The sequence below is a fragment of the Methanocellales archaeon genome (genome assembly GCA_028715985.1).
Classification (GTDB): domain Archaea; phylum Halobacteriota; class UBA148; order UBA148; family UBA148; genus UBA148.
In genome coordinates, this window is the sequence record JAQUQR010000001.1 from 148,017 (window position 1) to 171,146 (window position 23,130).

30 protein-coding genes and 3 tRNA genes are annotated in these 23,130 nt (G+C 43.4%); 3 read left to right on the forward strand and 30 right to left on the reverse strand.

What is annotated here, in order from left to right:
• Positions 1-46: 46 nt before the first annotated feature.
• A complete protein-coding gene (locus PHI74_00865) occupies positions 47-1,237 on the forward strand; it encodes a hypothetical protein (GenBank protein MDD5484571.1) in 1,191 nt (396 codons plus the stop codon).
• Here the strand turns inward: PHI74_00865 and PHI74_00870 are convergent.
• Genes PHI74_00870 through PHI74_00895 form a run of 6 tightly spaced genes read right to left on the reverse strand, consistent with a single transcriptional unit; the run spans position 1,234 to position 7,069 of the window.
• The gene (locus tag PHI74_00870; GenBank protein MDD5484572.1) at positions 1,234-2,202 is read right to left on the reverse strand and encodes a polyprenyl synthetase family protein; all 969 of its coding nucleotides are present in this window, start codon (positions 2,200-2,202) and stop codon (positions 1,234-1,236) included. The two genes, PHI74_00865 and PHI74_00870, sit on opposite strands and share 4 nt — an antisense overlap.
• The gene (locus PHI74_00875) at positions 2,202-3,542 is read right to left on the reverse strand and encodes an RNase J family beta-CASP ribonuclease (GenBank protein ID MDD5484573.1); all 1,341 of its coding nucleotides are present in this window, start codon (positions 3,540-3,542) and stop codon (positions 2,202-2,204) included. The genes PHI74_00870 and PHI74_00875 overlap by 1 nt, the downstream gene beginning before the upstream one ends.
• Complete coding sequence (gene fni / locus PHI74_00880) at positions 3,539-4,648, reverse strand: type 2 isopentenyl-diphosphate Delta-isomerase (GenBank protein ID MDD5484574.1); 1,110 nt, start codon at positions 4,646-4,648, stop codon at positions 3,539-3,541. Before fni ends, PHI74_00875 begins: the two co-directional genes overlap by 4 nt.
• Positions 4,611-5,375, reverse strand: a complete 765-nt coding sequence (locus PHI74_00885; protein ID MDD5484575.1) for an isopentenyl phosphate kinase — start codon at positions 5,373-5,375, stop codon at positions 4,611-4,613. The genes fni and PHI74_00885 overlap by 38 nt, the downstream gene beginning before the upstream one ends.
• Complete coding sequence (gene mvk, locus PHI74_00890) at positions 5,368-6,237, reverse strand: mevalonate kinase (GenBank protein ID MDD5484576.1); 870 nt, start codon at positions 6,235-6,237, stop codon at positions 5,368-5,370. The genes PHI74_00885 and mvk overlap by 8 nt, the downstream gene beginning before the upstream one ends.
• Before the next feature lie 7 nt (positions 6,238-6,244).
• Positions 6,245-7,069: a sugar phosphate isomerase/epimerase gene (locus tag PHI74_00895; protein MDD5484577.1), complete on the reverse strand. Its 825-nt coding sequence runs from the start codon at positions 7,067-7,069 to the stop codon at positions 6,245-6,247.
• Positions 7,070-7,486: 417 nt separating this feature from the next.
• On the opposite strand from PHI74_00895, the gene PHI74_00900 reads away from it, so the two are divergent.
• A complete protein-coding gene (locus PHI74_00900) occupies positions 7,487-8,422 on the forward strand; it encodes a calcium/sodium antiporter (protein MDD5484578.1) in 936 nt (311 codons plus the stop codon).
• A 131-nt stretch (positions 8,423-8,553) separates the two neighbouring features.
• Positions 8,554-9,525 carry a hemolysin family protein gene (locus PHI74_00905; GenBank protein MDD5484579.1) on the forward strand — a complete coding sequence of 324 codons (972 nt, stop codon included), beginning with the start codon at positions 8,554-8,556 and terminating at the stop codon, positions 9,523-9,525.
• A gap of 101 nt (positions 9,526-9,626) precedes the next feature.
• Here PHI74_00905 and PHI74_00910 read toward each other — a convergent pair whose 3' ends face one another.
• From PHI74_00910 to PHI74_01025, 24 genes are all read right to left on the reverse strand, one after another.
• Positions 9,627-10,400 carry a class I SAM-dependent methyltransferase gene (locus tag PHI74_00910; GenBank protein ID MDD5484580.1) on the reverse strand — a complete coding sequence of 258 codons (774 nt, stop codon included), beginning with the start codon at positions 10,398-10,400 and terminating at the stop codon, positions 9,627-9,629.
• Between the two features lie 83 nt (positions 10,401-10,483).
• Positions 10,484-11,209, reverse strand: coding sequence for a DUF429 domain-containing protein (locus PHI74_00915; GenBank protein ID MDD5484581.1), 726 nt, complete (start codon positions 11,207-11,209; stop codon positions 10,484-10,486).
• 217 nt (positions 11,210-11,426) lie between these two features.
• On the reverse strand, positions 11,427-11,891 hold the full coding sequence (locus PHI74_00920) for a hypothetical protein (GenBank protein ID MDD5484582.1): 465 nt from the start codon (positions 11,889-11,891) through the stop codon (positions 11,427-11,429).
• Between the two features lie 176 nt (positions 11,892-12,067).
• Complete coding sequence (locus PHI74_00925) at positions 12,068-12,235, reverse strand: hypothetical protein (GenBank protein MDD5484583.1); 168 nt, start codon at positions 12,233-12,235, stop codon at positions 12,068-12,070.
• A gap of 69 nt (positions 12,236-12,304) precedes the next feature.
• The gene (locus PHI74_00930; GenBank protein MDD5484584.1) at positions 12,305-13,096 is read right to left on the reverse strand and encodes an MEMO1 family protein; all 792 of its coding nucleotides are present in this window, start codon (positions 13,094-13,096) and stop codon (positions 12,305-12,307) included.
• Positions 13,097-13,103: 7 nt separating this feature from the next.
• Positions 13,104-13,709, reverse strand: coding sequence for a 30S ribosomal protein S2 (rpsB, locus tag PHI74_00935; protein MDD5484585.1), 606 nt, complete (start codon positions 13,707-13,709; stop codon positions 13,104-13,106).
• The gene (eno, locus tag PHI74_00940; protein MDD5484586.1) at positions 13,706-14,902 is read right to left on the reverse strand and encodes a phosphopyruvate hydratase; all 1,197 of its coding nucleotides are present in this window, start codon (positions 14,900-14,902) and stop codon (positions 13,706-13,708) included. The genes rpsB and eno overlap by 4 nt, the downstream gene beginning before the upstream one ends.
• Before the next feature lie 89 nt (positions 14,903-14,991).
• Entirely contained in the window at positions 14,992-15,186 is a 195-nt protein-coding gene (locus PHI74_00945) for a DNA-directed RNA polymerase subunit K (GenBank protein MDD5484587.1), read from the reverse strand.
• A gap of 15 nt (positions 15,187-15,201) precedes the next feature.
• Positions 15,202-15,276, reverse strand: a tRNA-Pro gene (locus PHI74_00950).
• Positions 15,277-15,278: 2 nt separating this feature from the next.
• Positions 15,279-15,488, reverse strand: coding sequence for a DNA-directed RNA polymerase subunit N (locus PHI74_00955; GenBank protein MDD5484588.1), 210 nt, complete (start codon positions 15,486-15,488; stop codon positions 15,279-15,281).
• Between the two features lie 5 nt (positions 15,489-15,493).
• Positions 15,494-15,895: a 30S ribosomal protein S9 gene (locus PHI74_00960; GenBank protein MDD5484589.1), complete on the reverse strand. Its 402-nt coding sequence runs from the start codon at positions 15,893-15,895 to the stop codon at positions 15,494-15,496.
• A 4-nt stretch (positions 15,896-15,899) separates the two neighbouring features.
• Positions 15,900-16,319 carry a 50S ribosomal protein L13 gene (locus PHI74_00965; GenBank protein ID MDD5484590.1) on the reverse strand — a complete coding sequence of 140 codons (420 nt, stop codon included), beginning with the start codon at positions 16,317-16,319 and terminating at the stop codon, positions 15,900-15,902.
• A 5-nt stretch (positions 16,320-16,324) separates the two neighbouring features.
• Positions 16,325-16,678, reverse strand: coding sequence for a 50S ribosomal protein L18e (locus PHI74_00970; GenBank protein MDD5484591.1), 354 nt, complete (start codon positions 16,676-16,678; stop codon positions 16,325-16,327).
• A gap of 1 nt (position 16,679) precedes the next feature.
• Positions 16,680-16,847 (reverse strand) — tRNA-Leu (locus PHI74_00975).
• Complete coding sequence (locus tag PHI74_00980; protein ID MDD5484592.1) at positions 16,848-17,663, reverse strand: DNA-directed RNA polymerase subunit D; 816 nt, start codon at positions 17,661-17,663, stop codon at positions 16,848-16,850. It lies immediately after the preceding tRNA gene.
• A complete protein-coding gene (locus PHI74_00985; protein ID MDD5484593.1) occupies positions 17,629-18,009 on the reverse strand; it encodes a 30S ribosomal protein S11 in 381 nt (126 codons plus the stop codon). The genes PHI74_00980 and PHI74_00985 overlap by 35 nt, the downstream gene beginning before the upstream one ends.
• Positions 18,010-18,013: 4 nt before the next feature.
• Positions 18,014-18,535 carry a 30S ribosomal protein S4 gene (locus tag PHI74_00990; GenBank protein ID MDD5484594.1) on the reverse strand — a complete coding sequence of 174 codons (522 nt, stop codon included), beginning with the start codon at positions 18,533-18,535 and terminating at the stop codon, positions 18,014-18,016.
• Between the two features lie 5 nt (positions 18,536-18,540).
• Entirely contained in the window at positions 18,541-19,029 is a 489-nt protein-coding gene (locus PHI74_00995) for a 30S ribosomal protein S13 (protein ID MDD5484595.1), read from the reverse strand.
• 29 nt (positions 19,030-19,058) lie between these two features.
• Positions 19,059-19,143: transfer RNA gene (locus tag PHI74_01000), tRNA-Ser, on the reverse strand.
• Positions 19,144-19,183: 40 nt separating this feature from the next.
• Positions 19,184-20,149 carry an RNA-guided pseudouridylation complex pseudouridine synthase subunit Cbf5 gene (locus tag PHI74_01005; GenBank protein MDD5484596.1) on the reverse strand — a complete coding sequence of 322 codons (966 nt, stop codon included), beginning with the start codon at positions 20,147-20,149 and terminating at the stop codon, positions 19,184-19,186.
• Positions 20,146-20,676 (reverse strand): AAA family ATPase, encoded by a 531-nt coding sequence (locus PHI74_01010; GenBank protein MDD5484597.1) that lies wholly within the window; start codon positions 20,674-20,676, stop codon positions 20,146-20,148. The genes PHI74_01005 and PHI74_01010 overlap by 4 nt, the downstream gene beginning before the upstream one ends.
• A gap of 1 nt (position 20,677) precedes the next feature.
• The gene (locus PHI74_01015; protein ID MDD5484598.1) at positions 20,678-21,277 is read right to left on the reverse strand and encodes an EMC3/TMCO1 family protein; all 600 of its coding nucleotides are present in this window, start codon (positions 21,275-21,277) and stop codon (positions 20,678-20,680) included.
• The gene (gene secY / locus PHI74_01020) at positions 21,278-22,777 is read right to left on the reverse strand and encodes a preprotein translocase subunit SecY (GenBank protein MDD5484599.1); all 1,500 of its coding nucleotides are present in this window, start codon (positions 22,775-22,777) and stop codon (positions 21,278-21,280) included. It abuts the gene before it with no gap.
• A complete protein-coding gene (locus PHI74_01025) occupies positions 22,765-23,127 on the reverse strand; it encodes an uL15 family ribosomal protein (GenBank protein MDD5484600.1) in 363 nt (120 codons plus the stop codon). The genes secY and PHI74_01025 overlap by 13 nt, the downstream gene beginning before the upstream one ends.
• Positions 23,128-23,130: the final 3 nt, after the last annotated feature.

Sequence of the window (23,130 nt, forward strand, 5' to 3'; positions counted from 1 at the left end):
TTACTGTTAAGTATCTACTGTCGCTCTTTTACTGAGGTGAAATGATATGTCAAATCCTAGGCTCGAAATAGCGAAGAAGCACATATTTTCAACTGGTTTAGAGGATATAGGCTCTTCACTCTGCAGGGAAAACATGAAATATGGAATTGCGAAGATTCACTGGATACAAGAACAATTGGGTATGGAGTCTAACGCTATCTTTCTCTCAGGTCCAGATGAAACTGTCACCAAGAACAAAATGAGATGGACCAATGGTTTTGGTTATGGGGGCAAGATCTCGTGGGGTGATGGGACCTCTAAGGCAATAATCTTGGATGTGATGCCGAATGCCTGCGGTATGCTTGTCGGAGGCATGGATGAACTGCCACAGCCTGGCAGTCTCATAGAGCGAATCAATGATATAGAGACCAAGGAATCATATATCGATGATGTCCAAGTAAAATGGGATTTTAGTCAAAGCAACCATTTTATTGATGTATTCAAGGTCGTAAGATTAGCCGACATAGATTTTCCTGATTATGCGTTTATTATCCATAGTGGGGCGCCAGAATTAAAGGGCGACAATGTTAAGGGATTTGGGCTTTATGTTCATAAAAGTGAGATACTAAGTGAAATGGCAGAGACGATAGAAACACCATTTGGAAGGTCAAACGTAATTCTCGATAATGATGCGACAGAATATTTACGCTTCTTTCATTTTGCAGATAATTTTTCCAAGAAAAAGAGAAGGTTAGCAGCAAAAATGTTATTTGAAGATTTTGAGGAGATATCAAATCCATTACATCAGGGGTTATTGAACTATAATGAGATTATTTTGGGCTCACATTACATAAAAGACGAGAGAGGGTCCCTGTTCCCCATAGCCCTGAGAGCAGATCTGCCCGCATATTTGATAAAGGGCAAAGAGAATCTCTCTGATGAAATGATTGAAATTCTAGGTTTTTCCAAGAGGGCGAAAACTTTGGGCGTTTATTCATCTTTAAAAAATGCGAATATTTTACCCCATGGAGGAGGATATACGTTTAGAGACCTGCTCACGGTGACAAATGTAATTGAAGTAAAAGGTGAGAGATACTTTGAGGTTGAGATGCACAATGCTATAGGGCATAAAATATTTAGTAATCCCAAAGACATCGAGTTTATTTATAGGGGTAGGGAAGTCGTGATTAAAACACTTGAATTAGGTCTTGGAGAACTGGCAGCAAGACTTATACCCGAATATGTGTTAAAAGTTTAATATGTGCGAGTAATCATGTAATCTGCCAACTCCATTAATAACTCCTTTGCAGTGGAATCTGGCAACACATCCAACTTGGATTTCCCCTGTTCCACTAATTCAAATGCCTTCTCCATCGCATAATCGATTGATCCAACATCAATTAATTGTTGAACTGCATCGTCGATCTCTTCTCTGGAAGAGTCTCTGCTAAGTGCATCCAATTTAACGCCTTTTGTGAGCGCATGGATCATTATCAATGTCTTTTTTCCTTCCATAAGGTCATTACCTCTCCTTTTTCCAAGTCGCACTTCTGGTGTGATCAAATCTAACACATCATCACGTATTTGAAATCCAACTCCAATTGTGCTTTCTGCTTGCCATAATGCGTCCGCGATCTCAGGGGTTGCACCACCGAACAAGCTGCCAATCATGGCAGATGTTGCAAATAGGACGCTTGTCTTCTTTTGGACCATCTTGAGGTATTCGCCCTCACTAACAGAGCTTCGTTTCGCGAGTTCCATATCCATCCATTGACCTTCACAAATATCCGTACATGTTTTCGAGAGAATGCACAGACAGCGTTTTACTATCTTTGGCGGAGCATCGACGTTTGTTATGATCTCGAATGCCTTCGAATAGAGCGTATTTCCTGCTAGTATCGCTGCTGGCAATCCCCATTTTACATGAACTGTTGGATTGCCTCTTCGTATTTCGTCTTGGTCCATGATATCGTCGTGAATAAGCGTGAAATTATGAATGAGCTCTATGGAAACTGCTGCAGGAAGGACTTTTTTTACGTCACCACCGACCGACTCAGCTGCTAGCATCAACATCGCAGGACGAATTCGTTTGCCTCCGGCGTCAACTAAATATCGAGCTGCTTGATAAAGCCCCTCAGGATGGATGATGGGCAATAGTTGCCCTATGGCCTCATCTACCATCTTCCCCCTTTTTTTGATTTCATCGAGTATATGCATGAACATCACCTGAGACAAAGCTCTTGTCCATTGCGTAAAACATGCACGGTATCTCCTAATACGTAGCCCGCCTCTTCCGCCAATTCTGCATATGCTGAAGTCATACTAAGTTCTCCATGGGAAGGTATGACTTGTTCGGGATTGACCATTCTGAGTAACTCCCAGTGATCCTCTCTGGATGCATGTCCAGAAACGTGCACGTCATCATATATCCTAACGCCTTTCATTTGTAGCTTGGTCTCGATAATATATCTGTTAGCGGCACTAAGTGGATTTGGTATCACGTTCGCTGAGAATATGACCTTATCTCCCCTCTCGATCTCATAGGGGGTTGAATCATTCGCTATTCTGGAGAGGACAGCACCGGGCTCTCCTTGGTGCCCAGTCAGGATCATCAAGTATTCCTCCTTGCCCTCTGTCATGACCCTTTTAAGAGCTTTGTCGATCGATCTTCTGCTCCCACGCACCTCTGCAGAGAAATCAATGTATCCTAACCGCTTTGCAGCTTCAGAATACCTTTCCATGGATCTGCCAAGTAATATTGGGCGTCTTCCCATTTTATTGGCTGCTTCAACTATCGTTTTGATTCGTGCGATATGTGATGAGAACGTCGTTACAAGCACACCTGATTTTGTTTCTTCAGTGCCTACCAGCACATCAGTGACCAAATCACGCGCGATCTGCTCCGATGGAGTCTTGCCAGACCGCTGAACATTGGTGCTCTCGGCGATCATGGCAACTACGCCCTCCTTCCCCAAACTTTTTAACCGATCAAAGTCGGGCGCATCTCCGAGAACAGGCGTTCTATCGAGCTTAAAGTCGTTGGCATATAGGATTATTCCCTGTGGGGTGTGGATCGCAGCAAATACGCAATCGATTATGCTATGCTGTCCTCCAATAAACTCGACCGAAATATCCTCTGTGATGGGGTAAGTCTCACCGGCATTTAGTATGCGCAGTTCATTTTCCACACCGAACTTCATCTCTGAGGAGATCTCTTGTGATATTAGTTCCATTGTGAAAGGCGTGCTTATGATGGGGGCACTATATCGATGCGCTAGTTTTGGGATCGCACCTATGTGGTCCAAATGGCCATGTGTGCAGACAATAGCTTTGACGGTGCCCTCGATATTATTCATTATCGTATCATCTGGTATGGCGCCCGCCCTGATAAGGTCTAATGAGTGCATTTTTTCCGTCTCCGCATCTTCATGAATTTGAACCCTGTCAAGGCGAAGGCCCATATCCATTATTACTATTTCCTTTCCATACCGTATCGCAGTCATGTTTCTTCCAACTTCGTCATATCCTCCGACTGCAATTATCCCTATATCTGTATCTGTCATCTTGAAAACCTCGCCGTATCAAATCCTCTTTGTTCTAGATACTCCCTCGTCTCACCCGTTATGATGAGTTGAGCGTTGCCTAAATCTTCTATGAAAGGACAACCCGTTAGAAACATCGCTACCCTCAGCTCCTCTGTCATCCTTTTAAGTACATCAACTACCTCTTGCCTACCTTTCAGGGCAGGCCCCACCAAGGGCAGTGCAACCCCACAAAGAGAGGCTCCAAGAGTAATACACTTTGCCATGTGTATACCATTGCGTATGCCACCAGTTGCAATGATCGGAACGCCAACAGATGATTCGACGATGCTGATGGCTGTGGGAATGCCCCAGTTCCAGAACAATTTGCCCAGATGTTCTGATATTTTATCTCCTTCTGCCCTTGCTCGATAGGCCTCTACACCTGCCCAGGAAGTACCTCCAAGCCCTCCAACGTCTATCGCAGCAGCACCCGCCTCTTTTAATGCTACTGCAACGGCATGTGATATTCCCGCACCAGTCTCTTTTACTATCACCGGGACGCTAACTTCATCGCATATTGCACGAATCGCTTTAATGCAATTTCTGGCATCAACCTCCCCTTCTGGTTGAATTGCCTCCTGCAAAAAGTTCAGGTGAACTGATAAGGCATCTGCATCGATCATTTCTATCGCTCGTTCGATCTCGCTTATGCCATATTCCTTCAGCTGGGCGGCACCTATATTTGCGTAGATGAATGCATTTGGCGCGATATCTCTGACGACACGAAACGAATCCTCTTGCTTGGGATCCTCTAAAGCTGCCCTTTGGCTGCCCACCCCTATACCAATACCAAGCTCCTCTGCCGCTCCTGCTAGTGCCTCATTCACATTCTTTGTTTCAGGATGCCCGCCTGTCATGGATGCGATCATAATAGGCGCTTTAAAATGCTTGCCAAGAAAGACGGTGCTTAGGTCAATTTTTTCCATGTGAATCTCCGGTAACGCCTTATTGACTAACATAATATCCTCAAATCCACTAGGGGATGATTCAACATCCTTCTCTGCACAAAGCCGCAGATGTTCGATCTTTCTGCTAGGTATGTCCAGATCAATCACCTCTAATAATGGTACCGAAATTTCTTTCACCACTTAAGAAATTCATGACAAGACCTTTTTTTGATGCATTAAATACGTGAGATGAGACCCCCTCTTCTGCCAGTTTAAACAACTCATTTGCCTTGGATGCCATGCCCCCAGTGACATCCACATCCTTGGATCCCTTTAGTAATTTTTTAACGCCGCAAAACTCTTCCGGAGTGATAACATCCATGACTTTCGTACCCTCCATTATCCCGTCAACATTGGTTCCAATGCCTACTCTCTCTGCATTTAAGCACTTGGCGACATGGGCGACTATTTGGTCGCCAGACAGTATTGCCCTCCCCCAAATCCTGTCCATTACCACATCGCCATGAAATACCGGGACTAGGTCATTTTTTAACATTAATCTGATCTGATCTGTCATCATATTTTCTAACCGTCCCTCTCGAGAGATTGTACAGTTTAATGGGTGAACGGGCACAACAAGCATTCCATTCTCGGCCAATTTTTCGATGAACACTCTATTGAGTTCTTTTACTATATTATGAATAAGTATGGTCTCATAACCACATTTTCCGGGTACATCCAAGTCAAATCTCTTGGCTTGTGGATGCCCGAACGAGCCGGCGCCATGCACTATGATCAAGTCTCTTACATCAGCGGAGGCAATCTCTTTTGCAATTCTATTAATCTCTCCCAATTTAAGGGTTCTCTCTTTACTCCTATCAGTCAGGACGCTTCCACCGATCTTTAGTATCGTAACCTCACTCATGTATTACACCTGTTTCTGTTACCCTTGTATGGATTGCCATTCCACCAACGCTTTCTATGGCAGATGCGACCTCCCCCATTTTATCAAAGTCGACAAGTGCCACCATACACCCTCCCTTGCCAGCACCGGTTATCTTTGCGCCGAGAGCACCAGCTTTTCTCGCAGCATATATTTGTGCAGACAACTCAGGGCAACCCACGCCTAAGGATTCGAGCAAACCTTGATTTATATCCATCAACTCGCCAACGTTCTTATAATCACGCTCATTTACTAAATACTCGCCCTTTCTTGCTAATTCTCCAATTGTGTGGAATATGGGCAGAATTATGGCGGGATGCTTGTCCTTAAGTTGAGCCACCTGGGCTACGACCTCTTTTGTTGAGGAGGATAGACCCGTGTTTCCGATTACTATCCCGCAGTCCAAGCTGTTCAGTCTCCTACCAGCTGGCACAAAAAAGACACCGCCCATCGTAGAGACGAACGTGTCAGTCAAGCTTGCAGCGCCCTGTACTTCCCTTTCAACTTGGTGCCCTAATTGTGCTATCTCCTCTTTGCTCAAACCGACGCCGAACTCCATATTTAGTGCAAACAAAGTTGCAATTGTAACAGCAGCAGAGGACCCCAGCCCAGATCCAACGGGAATGTCAGAATGGATGTCTATGGTTACACTTTCAAATTCCACCAGATCAGAAATCTTTTTTACAGCTCCGGCTACATAAGGGCTAGTTATCTTGGACTTTTCTCCTTCTTGAACCCTAACGCGGGTTCTCAGATCTATGGCACACGCGATAGCAGGCTCCCCGTAGACAACGGCATGTTCACCGCATAAGAATATTTTTCCAGGTGCAGAACAAATAGCCATGAACTCCTCACAAATCTTTCAACAGATTTTTTAGCTTATCCCTGCTAAGTTTAATGAATTGGTCAGGATCGTTTGGTATCCATCCTTCGATTATCAAAAATCCCCTGTAATCATTTTTGATCAGTCTGGAAAGTACTGCCCTATAATCGATGTTACCAATTCCTATTGGCAAATGATTATTAAAACCGATGTTGTCGCTGACGTGGACATGTTTTATGAGTGGTCCAAGCTCGTCGATAAAATCAATAATAGGTGTTCCGATTGTGTTGGCATGTGCAACATCAAATGTCACTCGCAAATTTTTTGAACCTACATCTGCAACTATCTTGATTAGCTCTTTTGCATGTACTGCCAATGCCTTAGGCTTACTGGCAAGGTTCTCTAACCCTAGGGTCATATCGGCTTCGCTCGCATAATCTGTGATATCGATGAGAGTATCTATCATGATCTCGTATATCTTATCTCGGGGGTACTTCCTTGATGCCACAAATCCTGGGTGTACTACAAGTATTTCTGCATTAAGGTCAGATGCAACGTCAACCGCTTCTTTTAGTTGCCGAACAACCTCAGACCTTATCCCAGGATTAAAACTGGCGATGTTAGCATCATGATAAGGTGCATGCACGGAAACGTTTAGGTCATAAGAATCCAAACTCTCCTTTATTAACCCCCGCTCCTTATCTGCGTCTTTTGTTGCCCAATTTGTGTAAAAAGGATGTTCACAGACGATCTCCACACAAGAGAATTCCATGTCGCACATGTGATCTATGGCTGCTGGAAGGTCATGATCCTTGTAGTTCCAGTAGACTGCTGTAGATGCACCAATTTTCATGATTTACCTATACATTAAGCTTCCCAGATAAAAGTATGCGTGAAACGTGACAAAATCATGATTCTGATGCCATTTGTTTATTGTGAGTCTTATATCTCTGATCGTAGAGTCATTTAGTTATAAGTCAGATGGATACTTATGTTTCCAGATTAATGCCAGAAAAACGAAAATCAAAGTCAGCAAAGAGCCAACTCCCTAATAAATGGTTATATTCGTTTTTCATTTCATTAACATTCTCTCTTTTAAATAATGCTTTCTATTATGTGGGGCGGTTTCAATAAATATATGCTATTTCAAGTTTGATATTTTCGTTTATATTCCAGAGGCCTCTCACGTTTTATCTGGGCAAACTAGTTGGTTCAACTTTTAATTTAATCATCAGCTATATAAGTGATTAGGCATTACCTTTGAAGAATGATGCAACTCCTACTATATTCCGCTATATTCATAATCGGTATAATTTTCCTCTGCAAGGGTGCAGAAATTTTGGTAGACGGCGCATCAAAAACTGCTGCCGAATTAGGCGTATCTCCTCTCATCATATCCCTAACAATCGTAGCATATGGGACCTCTGCACCAGAATCTTTTGTATCTTTTTTGGCTGCTTTGGAAGGCTACGAAAGTATAGCCATAGGTAATGTGCTAGGGTCTTGCATCGCAAATTTGCTTCTTGTTTTAGGCATAAGTGCATTAGTGAGACCACTAAAGGTTAAGAGGGTCATCATCAAAAGAGAGATGCCGATCATGTTGGGGGTGATATCCCTGTTCATGGTGGTCTCAATCAGGGGCGCACTCAATTGGATCGGTGGAATTATACTTTTAGTTGTGTTTGTTTTATATTTGTATCTCTTCGTAGGATTGGCTAAAAAGGAGACCGGTAATGCTCGAGAAAATGGGAAACAAAAAAATGGCATCTCCAAAAATATTTTGTTTATTATCGTGGGTACAATGGTGATAATCGTGAGTGCAGAACTTCTTGTTAGGTCATCTATTTTTATTGGAAATGCTCTAGCAATACCGAATGTTGTACTGGCATTATCCGTAGTAGCAGTTGGTACCTCTTTACCAGAATTGGCTGTCTCTTCTGTTGCCTCCTATAAAAGAGAGGCAGACATCTCCATAGGTAATTTGATTGGATCCAACATATTTAACATAACACTTATATTGGGCGTCTGTTCATTGGTCTTGCCAATTCAAATAGAAATGATTTCTTGGCTTGCAACTATATTTTTGATCTTTATGTGTTTAGTTATTATTCTTATGTTATACACGGGCTCCTCTATTTCCAGAAGGGAAGGGGCGGTATTGTTGGCTGCATATTGTTTATATATTTTTTATATCTTTTCTATGTAATGTAAAAGAGTGTTACCTTAAGAGTCTTGTTGCGAAGGTAATGGCAAATATTCCGAGGGCAAACTTAAATATCATATGTTGACATCCTATCTACCAAATTTAATTGTGAACTATAAAAAGGTTAAAAAGAAATGGTGGATTTCTGGATCGTTATTGGAATAATTTGTCTGATTTTTCTGGTGATGTTCTCTGCATTTTTCTCAGCGGCAGAGATGGCTCTTATGACAATAAGTAAAATAAGGATAAGACATAATGCAAAAAAAGGAGACAAGCGTGCACTAATAATCGAAAAACTCCTAAAAGAGCCTCACAAACTCGTTACAGGGATAGTCGTGGGAAATAATTTTGTGAATGTGCTCGCTTCAATAATTGCAGGTACGATTACGCTAAGAATTTTTGGTAATATGGGCATTGCAATCGCTACCTTGGGCATGACGTTCCTTCTACTTTTATTTGGTGAAATCACCCCTAAAGCACTTGCGATGAGAAACGAGAAAATAGCTCTAAGATTTGCTTTGCCAGTAAAGTTTGTCATACGTTTTCTCTCTCCAGTGGCTTCAGGATTTACATTTTTGTCAAATAACCTCATTAGGGCTTTTGGCAGGGAGCTGCCCTCGCAGAAGCTCACAATCACCGAGGAGGAGCTGAGAACTATTCTGGAAGTGGCAGAAGACCTCGGCACTATAAAAAGGAGCGAACGCGAAATGGTCCATGAGGTTTTTGAGCTGGACCAGATTTCTCTTGGGCAGATAATGGTGCCCAAAGATAGAATTATTTCCATTGAAGAGCTTGAGAGCATAGAACACTTTTTAGAGCGTGCAGGCAAAGCCGGCGTCTCCAAAATGCCAGTCTATCGCAACGACAATATAGTTGGAGTCGCCAATATAAAAGACGCTTTGAAATATAAAAATAGGGATACCAAGATAAAGCAAATTATGAAGCCTATTTTCAAGCTTAAAGCGTATGAGCGAGCTGATGCAGCACTTAGGAAAATGCAAAAAGCCAGAGAGCATCTTGCCATTGTAGTGGATGAAAAAGACCAATTGCTGGGCCTGCTAACCATAGAAGATTTGGTTGAAGAAATCGTGGGAGAGATTGAGTAGCTCTAAAACTGAAATCCTAGTTATTTATTGTTATTTATAAATTGAAGTTTTTACATCGCTATTAAATGAAACGACATTGCAAAAAAAAATGAGTGACATACTCACTTTTTTCCATAAATAATTCCTATCTTTCCAAGCATCCAGGGCAAGCGAAGTAATCGTGGAATCTTGACTAACTTTGAGGTGTTGGTAAAATGCACTTCTTCAATGTTCCAGCTACCGATGACCTTAAGAAGATCATCCACTTTTCCATAGAATTTCCCGATTAGGAACAAATCTTGAAATGAGAACGCACCGCCTTTTCGAACAACTCTAAGAGACTCTTGGATCAGCTCTCGTTTATCTTTGGCGTCTCTGACCTCGTGGAAGACGAAATTGCTCACCGCAGCATCGAATTCCCCATCATTGAACGGCAGACTGGCTGCACTTGCTTTTTTGAATATAACTCTATCGCTAACTTCCTCAATAACCGCATTTTTTTCGCACATCTTTTTTGTATAGCCCCAATTTTTTCCCCAATAATCAATTCCCATGACTTTTACATTAGGATACTTCTTGGCGATACTAATTGCCAATGCCCCAGAGCCCGTGCCAATGTCCAGAGCTTTCCCTTGACCATCCCAGGTTAGTTTGTCCATCACGAGATCGATTATCTTTTTCTGGAACGCTCCATCATTTCTGCCGAACACATGGTGAGCATAATAAAAATATAGAAAGATTAACAAGAAAATTGCTGAGAGACACCCAAGAATACTCCGAACAATTATGTGAACAGGTAAAAACGAGGCTACACCGAAAAGTAATGTGAGCCCGAGAAAAGTGATCAACATTCTCTTTGAAACCCAATTCCCATAACCTACCTTTTTATTGTTCATTTTGTTCAGCTCTTTATCTTTAATTATATACAAATGCTTTTTGATAAATGCCGATGCTTGACGATTCTTCACATGATTTTGCATTACTTCTGGTAAGGACAGTATATCATCTCCATCTTCAAGCCCTTTGAATCAGATTCCGACTTTTTTGGGATTGACTCAAGCTTGTTTATACCTACCCTTGCGGTAACTGCTGCTGATAAGGCATCGAGAATGTCATCTATTTTAACATCCTTTCTTCTATAGGTGGATAAAGCATGCTCTATTATGTCCTCTGTACAAGGATAAATGGCTTGTAATATCTGCTTACGCTCCGATTGCCCTTCAGGTTTCTTTTTTGAGTGTTGCATCGGATGACCACTAAGTGCCCAGAAACATATCTCTGGATGTATTTCCCTAATCTTCGATTTAGCAAATTCGTCTTTGGAAAAAAGGATATCTACTTCACGTATCTTAGGAATTATATTCCAGGTCTGTAAGGATAACTTTCTTCCTGTCTTTTGCTCATTGATCTTGTTAGCCTCCTCATAACCCTTGACATAAGCATAAATTGCAGGGCGGCAAGGTGCTGGAAACACACTGGAGGCACGATTAGAGCCAAGCAATTCTCTAGCTTTCTTATCGCATTTCCGCTCTTCATATCCTTTCTCTCTTAAACCAATGGGGACATCGAGAAGTATCCAGGAGGCATTTTTGTATTTATTCCAAAGGCTTGAAATGTCTGGAAAAACTTCTATCTCCCAGTCATCATTCTCTTTAAGTAGAATCGTAAACCAGCCTGCTTTACAACCATCAGCACCAACAAACATTTTTAACCCCTTAAGATCTATATTCGACTAACGTTACGCTTGGGAGCGTATTTGAAGTTTTGCAGAAAAGAGAGGCTCAAAATGGAGATATTAATCCGAGCCAAGCGTCTGCCCCATAGACGCGTGAGAATATTTTAGAGAGCGTGCTCCTACTTCATAATCGTTGATTTTACATAAAATCCTCTATCAGTTAGGAATTCACATTTTATCAAAATGCCTATTTACGATAAGATAAATCTTCATTCATTTTATTTACGATGTCTCTAATCTGTTTTGAACTAATAATTAACATATAAATAAAGAATATGTAAGTTAAAAAAAACAAAATCAAATACTCTGTATTTACCATATCAGCTGATAAAAGGACCAGGTAACCTATCGTTAACATAAATAATATGAAAAGCCACATAGTGGTAGTATTTAGGATTCCCCTATTATTTTTTAAATTATACCAACTGTCCAAGTAAGATTTATAGTTCTCAATCTTCTCTCTGCTAACGTCTTCAGCCTCAGCCAAATTCTTGGTTTCTGTAATTAGAACTTCATTGAAGTATTTTGTTTCAATTTCATCGAGTTCCTTTTCGCTTCTCTGTAATAGGAATTTTCTTGCACTGAATAAAGCAGCACCTATGACTGCTAATATTGCACCTCCCCCAAATAATATAGTAGACGTGTCAACCATACAAACTATCCATCTTTTTAATATATGCTTCTATAAGGAGAATAAACTATCCATTATAAATGCTTTCTTACTTTTGATGTAAGCTGCTTACTTTATATTCAAAGAGATAACATAGCGAAATTTAAAATGAATTAATCGATTTCGGATTTGGAGTTTAATTCGATTTGATTGGTATCTCATTTATCGCTTTTCCGCTTTTTCAAGCCGATGATGATCCATGCGACTCCTACGACCATCAGTCCAGCACCAACGCCAGGATTAACTGCTGCCATAAGGGCTGCTCCAGCTCCCATAAAACAAACTCCGATCGCTATAAATTTTTGTTTGTTAGTTTGCCCTTTCATTTTTGACCTTTTTCATTTCTAAAGAGTCTTATGCCAATCTTAACGCAACAAAAACCAGTCCTATAACTGTCAGACTATCACTATCCCCGCATAACCAACCACACTGGATTTATCACCAGTAACATCTCCGCTGGTAGCATATTTCAGCAATTTGCCTTTCTTTGCTCCCAGTGCCTTTGTGGTCTCCATCATGACTGCGATGGGCCCATAGCCACAAACCGACATTTGATGTTCATAGATTCGGGAATAGAATTTCGAAGCATTCAGCTCAAGGATTGCCTCTATCACCGAGCTATCCTTCTCCCTTGCCACTTTGTCAGGCTCATAATGGGTGAAATCGGAGGATGCCAACACCACGACATCTTTATCTCTTAATGCATTCGCCAGATCAATGCTGACATCTTTGACAGTTTCCTCATCTTGTAAGCCCATGCTTATGGGAACGATCTTGAACTCCTTGAACCTGTACTGCAAAAACGGCAACTGAACTTCTATCGAGTGTTCATATCTGTGAGCAACCTCGTCCACGTCTATGCTCGAAGAGAGATCATCCACGATTTCTTCATCCACTTCCACCTTGCCTAAGGGCGTGCTCCAGGTCTCTTTTGACAAAGCGATGATGGAGCCGATTGCATGGTGGTTGGGCCCGATGAGGACATATGTCTCGGCGGAAGGGATCGCAGCATAGACCTGGGCCGCCACTTGCCCTGAGTAAACATAGCCGGCATGTGGTGCCACTCCTCCGCTTACACTTTCATTTCCCTCTTCAGGGACGGCCACATCAAAAAAGCCCTTTAGCTGAGATCTCAGACCTTCTGGGTCACCTCTATAGAATTGTCCTGCAACAACAGGCCTTCTCATAGACTCCTCATAGTTCTGCTTCGAAATCCTCTATAGCATAGCTAAATGGCTCCCCCCTTTCCTTGAGGGTTTCCCTGGCGAGCAACCAGTACACTACTGCCAGTGCCTTCCTTCCCTTGTTGTTTGTGGGGATCACCAGGTCGACGTTGGTGGTCATATTGTTGGTGTCGCACATTCCTATAACAGGAATCCCAATGCTCACCGCCTCTTTAACAGCTTGCGCATCTCCACTCGGGTCTGTTACGATTAATAGGTCCGGCTCCGTATAACCTAGGTATTGTGGATTTGTCAACGTTCCAGGTATGAATCGCCCTGCAATCGCTTTTGCACCGATCGATTTGGCGAGTTTTTCCGCAGGTCGCTGACCGTATTGTCTTGCAGAAACGATCACTATTTTCTCTGGATCGTATCTTGCCAGCATCTTAGCTGCAACTCTAATGCGTTGATCTGTTGCCTGAACGTTTAAGACATACAGCCCATCCGTTCTCACCCGATAGATGAACTTCATCATGTCTTCAGTTTTCTGCTGAGTTCCGATATGAACGCCTGAAGCCAGATACTCGTCCATGGGTATAAGTGACTCATATTCGGTATCCATAAAATCTTCATTCATGCTAATTCCACCATCTTTTCACCCGACTCTTCTATCCTGATTAATTCATTAAGTTTTGCTATTCTTTCTCCCCCTATTATGCCCGTCTTGATGATTGGGGTACCAAACGCGACTGCTAGGTGAGCTATCGTATCATCAGTAGTCTCACCAGACCTATGGGACATAACGCAAACATAACCGTTAGCATTTGCCATCTTTACTGCTTTATAAGCATCTGTTACCGTTCCTATCTGATTTGGTTTGATCAGCACGGAATTTGCTGCACCGATTTCTATGCCTCGCTTTATTCTGATCAAATTCGTGACGAACAAATCGTCGCCACAGATCAAACAACTCGCATCAGAGGTTAGTTTAGCGAATCCGTCGAAGTCTTGCTCGTGGAGCGGGTCCTCTACGTAATATAGGTCGTATTGGTCTATCAATTCCTCAATGTATTGCCTCTGCCCCTCTCCACTGAGGTTAACATTCGAATATATATAGGATGAACCGTCCCATAATTCTGTCGCAGCTACATCAATAGCAGCACGCATCTTGAATCCGACATGATCCGATACATCCTCCATCGCTTCAGATATGAGTGTAAGCGCTTCCTCATTGCTTATCTTTGGGGCCCATGCCCCCTCGTCACCTTTACCACAAGGTATGCCTCTATCGTCCAATAACGTCTTAACTTGTTTATGGACTAAGGCATTAGCAAATACGGCATCTGTCATAGATCTTGCACCTGTTGGTAGCACTAAAAACTCCTGAATGTCAGTCCCTCCCGGGGCATGTGCCCCCCCTCCGATTACGTTACCCAGCGGATAAGGGAGATTTTTACCTAACCCAAGGTGTCGATACAATGGTACTCCAAGAGATGATGCCGCTGCTTTTGCTACTGCCATGGATGTCGCAACAGCCGTATTGCCGCCTATGTTCGAAAAGTCATCTGTGCCATCTATCTCATGGAGCAACGCATCTATACTCCTTTGGTCCATAGCATCCACACCGATCAATCTTGGGAGAACATTTTCTTTTGCTTTTGAGATTGCTTCTGGAACTGAGAGAACTCTTGCCTCAAAACTTCCTCTGCTGGCACCAGATGGTGCTGCCGCTCTCCCGAAACCGCTTTTCGTACGTATATCGACCTCAATGGTTTTGTTCCCCCTGCTATCGGATATCTCTCGAATCATCACATCCTGAATTATCGTCACAAATTTTCCTCCTTTGAATGACTAATTGGCGCTATCCCAGAGGGTTTAATCTTTGACAATCTACGGTTTAAACAGGGGCTTTTAGGGGTCTAATCCTTTTTTCTATTTACCGTGATGGGGCACAGGCCTTTTTTCATTTCGAGTGTCGCAATTTCGATTGGATCACAAATATCTTGAATATCCAGGCCTTCTAAATTCACTAAAACTGGCGCACCCATTGAAATCTGCAATGCACGAGCACCAATTATCCTCGCTTTCTCATATTTCGTATATTTTTGATCCAATCAATCACCTTTGGATGGGGTTGCTGAGACTTGAACTCAGGTCACGGCGACCCGAACGCCGAAGGATAAACCAGACTACCCCACAACCCCTGCTAATACTTTGCCAGCGCATCCACCAACTCCACATGCGACAATATCATGCGTCGGCAACAATATCTCTTAATGCCCAGGTCATCTAGTATATCTCCCACCTTTATCTCGTTTGTTCCCCTCTCTTTTTTTCTTTCCTCAACTCTTTTTTTATACTCCTCCCACGAACTAGATATGACATTTCCACATGTGAAGCATCTAACTGGAATCATGTCCATCACCGATATGATTTTTGATACTTTGCCCTTGCACCAGGTCCACCAATTTTTTTGGGCTCTTTTTGCCTGGCATCGCTGATCAAAAAATTTCGATCATATTCTAAGAATAGGCTCTTGAGTTTTTCATCAGCGGTCCATTTTACCAATCCTCTTGCTATTGCCGTTCTAACGGCATCCGCCTGGCCCATGACGCCTCCGCCTTTCACATTTACATCGACATCCACGCCCAAAGCAACATCACCTGCAATGAGCAATGGCTCAGAGATCTTAAGTCGTGCCAACTCTGGCTCTAAGATCTCCAGGGGTTTTTTGTTCACCGTGACTTTGCCAACACCCTTCTTTATTGTGGCTCTTGCAATAGCTGTTTTTCTCTTACCACTTTCATTGACAATCTTTGTCATTGAATCACCATTTAGCACCAAGTTTTTGGCTTAGGGCCCCCAACCGCATATATTTAATCTTACTCAATCTTGTCATTTTAGCATCCTTAATGGTCTCAAAAGGCTCATTTTGCAGCTCATATGGCACTCCAATATACACTTTCAATCTGGAATATGCACTCCGCCCATATTTTCGTTTATAGGGAAGCATGCCTCTAATTGTCCTTTTTAGTATCCGGTCTGGTCTCTTTGGGTAATACGGGCCTTTCTCCGTGGTGCCTCTATTTACTTGTCTATTGTACTTTTCGAACGTGTTCAACTTCGAGCCTGAAATTACGGCTTTTTCTGTGTTCACGATGATTATCTCTTCACCCAAGAGTAGACGTTTTGATATACTTGATGCCAACCGTCCTAATATGAGCCCATCTGCATTGATTATAGTCATTTCAATCACTGAATTATTCGAACTCCCTTACCAGAGGGGTTCTCCTCCATTAATTGCTCTATTGTGAGGCATTTTCCTTTCACGTTCGCGATTTTATCTCTAGCAGAAAGGCTAAAGTCAAGAGCAACTATCGCCACTGAGTGATCTAGAATACCAGAGCCAAGCACCTTGCCTGGCACGAGCACTGTTTCCCCCTCTAATGCATGTCGGTTTATTTGACCGACGTTAACTTCTGCGTAATCTCTCGTCGGTCTTTCTAGCCGCTTTGCTACATCTTTCCAGATTGCTGCTTCTCTCTCACGTGATTTGATCTTAAGACCCTCTACTAATTTGACCAATCTTGGATTTGTTTTTGCCATATGCGGGGGACGAGATTCGAACTCGCGAACTCCTACGAGACAAGGCCCTCAACCTTGCGCCTTTGACCCAGCAAGGAGAAATTGCATTTCTCCATTGACCTACCCTTTTCTCATTTCCCGTCAAGCGAGGTGGAAAAGGGCTTGTTTGACCAGACTTGGCAACCCCCGCTCAACTTAGCTTCTTCAAGCACTTTTTTAGCCCATCAGTCTTTTCTTTTATGTTATCTATTGACCTTAAGATTATCTCCTCTGCTGGAAGCGAACCATGGGCTTCAAGGTTAAACACGAACGATGCAGGATCACTGCTAATATGTATCGCCCCTAACTCGCAGATATCCTCACAAAGGCGGCACAGGGAACAATCGAGTTCGTTAGTAATCTTCAAGGTATCATCCAGCTTGAGTATGCCAGTCGGACAGACTTCCACACAGGCACCGCACCCATTGCATTTTGATACAGAGATGGTCGGCATATTTTTGTAGCTACACACAGCTGGTTGCCATTTCGAATGCTCTCGACCTTTGCCTAACCTTGCTATTGCCTCCAACCCCACTTTTTGACCTTCCATGAGTTTAATGATGGGTATTCTCTTGTCTGAAGGAACTATTTTTGGGTCAGATGACTTTAACTCTCCGGAATAAACAACTTTCGGTCCTTCAGCGCTTAGCGTCAGAGATACTTGACACTGTGGGCACCCCCCCTCACATTTGCACTCAGAGTGCAATATATAGGACTCCAGATCGGTCTCCAGGGGGATTAAGCCCAAACGCAGAGCAAGCATTTCATCAAATAATACAGATGTGTTCTCGTATATGTTAACATCATCTATCGCCAGTGTTGGCACCTCTGCGATCGCACTCCGCCTTAGAGCGTTTGCGAAAGCGGATGAAACGCCAGACAATATGAATTTCGCTCTGCGATCAGATAGCTCTCTTATATCGATTTTCGTCTCAGACCCTCCTATCACCTTTCGACCGCGTTCCATCATGAGGTATGGGTGTCACGTCCTCAATTATTCCTATTCGCAATTCAGCCCTAGCCAATGCCCGAATTGCGGCTTGCGCACCTGGACCTGGACTCCGCTGTTTGTTACCCCCCGGGGCCCTCACTCGTACATGAACGCCTACGATGCCCTTTTCTTTGGCTTGCTCTGCAGCTATCATTGCAACTTGCATAGCAGCATATGGTGAGCCCTCATCTCTATCTGCTTTAACCACCATCCCACCCGATGACTTTGCAATGGTTTCTGCCCCTGTTAGGTCTGTTATGGTTACTATCGTATTATTAAACGATGCATAGATATGTGCAATACCCCATTTTCCATCAGACATGCTTTCACACCTCTTTCTGAGTCTGAGCAATAGGAGGTTTAGCGTAGTATTCGATCTTGGACTCTTCGTCCTTTAGAACGGTGTAACTCGGAACGGTAATCTTTCTACCTGCAACCGCTACATGGCCATGAACAATGAGCTGGCGAGCATGTTTGGCAGAATTTGCAAGAGCTCTTCTGTGGACCAACGTTTGCAAGCGTCGTTCCAATATGTCCTCGATTCCTAAGGCGAGAATTTCATCTAATTCAGCATTTTTCTTTAGCAAGCCTATCTTGCTTAGTTTCCCTAACACGTTCTTTGATTTCGATCGAGCATAATTCCCCACCTCGCCAGGTTCAGTTATCTCTGCAAGTAATTCTCGGGCTTCTCGTCGGTATTTTCTTAGTGTGCTATATGCCTTCCAAAGCTCTCGCTTATTTCTTAGACCATATTTTTTGACCAATTCTGCTTCCTCAGTCATCCTTGTCGCTTGCCATGGAAGACGAGGCGTTTCATACGTTTTTCTTTTCTTTCCTGGATAAGCCATGGCAATCACTTATTCTCTCCTTTTGCCGCCAGTATCTTCTTTTTTACAACTCCTACTGTAGCTCCCTTTCGCCCGGTTGACTTAGTTCTTTGACCTCTGACTTTGTGACCTCTCTCGTGCCTAATGCCCTTGTAACTACGCGTTTTCTTCATTCTGCTGAGGTCCTCTCGTAACGTCAGCATGACATCAGGACCAATAATGTGTCGTTCAGTGCCAAGTATTGGGTCTTTCTGCCTATTGACCATCCAACTAGGGGCACTTTTGTCGAAGTTCATAACCGCCTTTTTCAATCGTTCAATCTCTTCATCGGACAAATAACCCATAGTGGACTTTAGATCCAATCCAGCGTTCCGAGCAGTTATACTTGCTGTCCTCCTGCCGATACCTCTTATGCCGGTAAGAGCATAGTGCACGCTCTTATTACCTTCTAGATCGGTGCTAGCGATTCTAACTATGTGCTTGATTTTTTCATCTGTCGTTTTTTGCTTATCCATGTTATCACCCAGCTCAGACGAAGCAGGCACGCCAGGGAAGGGATTTGAACCCTTGCGTTCCAGAGGAACACAAGCTCTCCAGGCTTGCGCTTTAGGCCGCTCAGCCACCCCGGCACAAGGGTCTAAAGCCCCGTGAAATCCACATTGTCTTTATTTACCATCCTTTGGGATATATGTTGGGTTCCATTAAGACCCTATCGGTGTCAACTACAACTCCTTTCTCAGCATATAACGTTTGCTGTGAATCCATTTTAGCCGTACCGAGGCATACCGCCTCACCTTTTAACGTGAACACAGCCACCCAATCTTCTGCATGGATACCCTTTTGGGCGGATAGTACTCCAGGTACTGCAAGATCTGCACCATGGCATATTGCGTCTACTGCAGAATCCCTGATGACTACTTTTGGCAGGAAATCTAATGCATCTTCCATTGGAAGAATTACCTTTCTGAGGGTGGATTCTATGCCCTCTTCCTCCCAAAAGACGTATGCATCCTTGAGATCATGCAATGTCGTGATCGTTGCTTCTGTAAATGGCCCTGCTTGGGTCCTGCGTAATTCTGACATGTGTGCTCCGGTTCCAAGCGCTTTGCCGATATCGTGGCAAAGCTTACGAATGTAGGTTCCGGCTTCACACCCCACTTTGAATAGCACATCCTTTCCGTCCATCTCTTTTATTTCCAGATAGTATATATCTCTCTTGCGAATACGTCGCTTTACAGCAGACTTTAATGGGGGTCGTTGATATATCGATCCAACGAACTGGCTGAAAACTCTTGTTAAGTTCTCTGCTGAAACGTTTCTGTGAAGTCTCATTACACCTATATATTCTTTGCCCGCCGTTAGTAGGGCACCAACAACCTTGGTGGCATCGTTGAGCATAACAGGAAGCACACCAGTCACCCTTGGATCCAACGTCCCACTATGACCTGCTTTGTTTAAATTTAAAATTCTCTTGGTCCATGCAACTACCTCATGAGAAGTTGGGCCAGGCGGTTTGTCTATGTTTATCAAGCCTTTATTGATGTGATCCTTCATATCACGTCTTCTTGGATCGCAACCATAATTTGGATTTGTTGTGTCCTCTGCTCTAACGAGCATCTCTCTCTGCGTATTCATTTTTTATCGCCTAAAGCTTTTATCGAAGCATAAAGAATCTTCGCTACTCCGTCCTTGTCCCACTTGGATGAGTCGACTACTAAGTCATAATGAGTCAGGTCATTGATATCGATTTGGTAGAGCTCCCTGTGTCGTTTTGCATCACATTCATCTCGTTCTTTTGCGTCGTGTAGGGCTTGGTCAAATGGTATTCCTTCTCTAGATGCGACTCGGCTGCATCGTGACTCTACAGGGGCCTTAAGCCATATTTTTATGTCACCATCCACCATCCATCCCGATAAACGCCCTTCGATCAAGACGTTATCTTTTTTCTTAGCGATTTCCGCCTGTCTTTCGTCGATCATTTTATCTATTTTTGGATCGACTTCTGCCAATTTGCCAAGTTCCAATAATGAGACCCCTCTCTCCTTAGCCATATTCCGAAACATGTCTCCAGCCGATACGATGTCGAATTGTAGCATATCTGCAAGCATTCGTCCGACAGTGCTGGTTCCGCTTCCTGACAAGCCACCCAATGTGATTATCATTTCATGCACCTATGTTCAATAACTTTCGAATGACTTGGCTTATCGAGAGGGAGCAGATAAAATACCAGAAGAGCCATGCGGGCATAAATCGCAGGACCTTGTCAGTTGCCAATATCTTGATACCGTAGAATGGCAACATGATCGTAGCCTCTGGCTGTAATACGAATATTAGATGATACAGCCAGCCAAATATGGGCAGTGTGACCAACATTGTATATGCCATCGGCTTGAATTGCTGCTTCATCATCTCGGACTGCATTTGCATCATTTCAGCCCTTTGCCCCTCCAATTTCTTCAGTTTGCTCTTATTCCCCGATAGCTGGGCTTCTCTAAACTCCTTTTGGAAAACTTTCATTTGCTCTTGAGCCTTCTTCGTGGTCTCCCAGTTGATGGTATACTTCTGGATGACTGAAACGAATAAACCCGTTATTGCCGACAATAGTAAAATCAAGATATGGATTGGTAAGGCTGTCAAAGGTCCCAACAGATCGTTCATCATGACTCCTAGCGAATATCGGAATTCTTGACTCGTAAACCCGATTATGAGGGCAAATCCTGCAATCAATGCAAACTTATCCAAGTATTCCTTCCACTTGTTCATCTATTTCTCACCAAAAAATCCTCTCAGCATGGGATGCATTTCCATTAGCTGCTCGGATGCCAACTGCTCATACATTCCGTATACGATGCTGACGGTCAGCAAAAGACCGGTTCCACCAGCTTGTCCAACAGTGCCTGTAAAGCTCGCCAATGCAGCCAATGCGCCGATGAACGCGCCACCAATTATGGTTACCTTGGGTATATATCGGTTCATCACCCTTTCGATGGATGCAGTATTTTGCCTGAATCCAGGAATTTGCATTCCAGACCTTTGAATTTGTTCTGCCACACTTCTGGGATCCATTCCAGCCGTATCGATCCAGAATAATGCAAATACGATGGATCCAAGAATCATGATGATCAGGTAAACGACTATTCTGAGAGCGATCTGCCAGGGGGAGTGCATTGCTACGCTGGGTATCAGCTCAGTTGGGCTATGTATTGACGAAATATAATACATGATCCCAAAGGTGGCAGTATTTCCATCGTATGCCCCTATCAGTGGGTTATGCCCGACGATTGATAGGTCACTATTCCAGAGTAGCATGCCGACCATCTGTATGTTGGCAACAAGGGCCATGATCAGGATTATTGGCAGAACGGAGGCGTAGATCAATTTGACAGGGAATTTGCCCCTTGCGCCACGCACGGCAGAGTGTGCAAGTGGAATCTCAATTCTTGTGCTTTCGGCATATACGACTATAGCAAAGATAGATATGGTGCCAATCAAAGCCAGCAATCCACCTCCCATCATCAAGAAGATTAAACCATTTCCGGTGAGCACCCATTCAAAACCCATCGTAGTGAATATCTCGTACCATCTTGGTATCAATCCAACTGGAAGCATCCCTCCGGTGAACGGATGTATGACGAATGGATCGGGTGCCCAATGAAAAACACCACGTATCAAAGCGCCGGCTACACCAGCAACGATAAAAAGGCCGACTCCGGAGCCAATGCCCCATTTCGACACAGTCTCATCCATGAATAGAATGAGAATGCCGCCAATGCATACTTGAATAAAGATCATCGTCGTTATTACTGTCGGAGATACGCCCAACCTACTTGCTAGCTCTAAATCCGGCATTAAGTAGCCGGCCATTATCTGGGGGAGTGTTGTTAGCGCGATCATGACGAACACAAGCGTCTTTTGCATGCCTTGGAATATCGCTTGATCTCTTGGATCAGACAGGTCCAGCTTGATTATATCTGCACCGACGAAAAGTTGCAATATGATGGAAGCAGTTACTATCGGGCCTATCCCCAGCAGTATCAGTGAGCCTGATTCCCCGGCCATGATGGTTCGATACATCTCAAATAGGTCCCTTGAATCTGGATGTAGACCGAATAGGGGTACATTTGAAAGCGCTAGATACAGTATGAGGATGCCAAGAGTCCATAATAACTTGTTTTTGAGATGAACGTGACCTACAGGTCTTTTTACAGCAGGCAACCTGTTGAAAAATGGTTCCAAGCGATCCTTAATGCCTATCTCGCCCAAACCTTACCACCCGTCTTCTCCAATTTAACTTTCGCAGTTTCAGAAAATTCGCTGGCATTAAGAACGAATTTTTTCGTTACTTGGCCACTGCCCAATACTTTAGCCACTCCCATATCTGCCAAATCTACATAGATTAATCCCTGCTCTTCTTTTGCAATCCCCTCGTCAATTAAATAATCCGAGATCTGGTCGAGTTCACCTATGTTAATGGTCCTTTTTTCTTCAATAACCTTAGGGGGGCGTTTGAATCCATGTGGGGGCTCTCTGTACACTCTGGGTTTAGAGCCTTTTCTGTTATGCCCCATGCCAAATGTTTTTTTACCACGAAATTTCTTTGTTTTGTCGCGCATAGG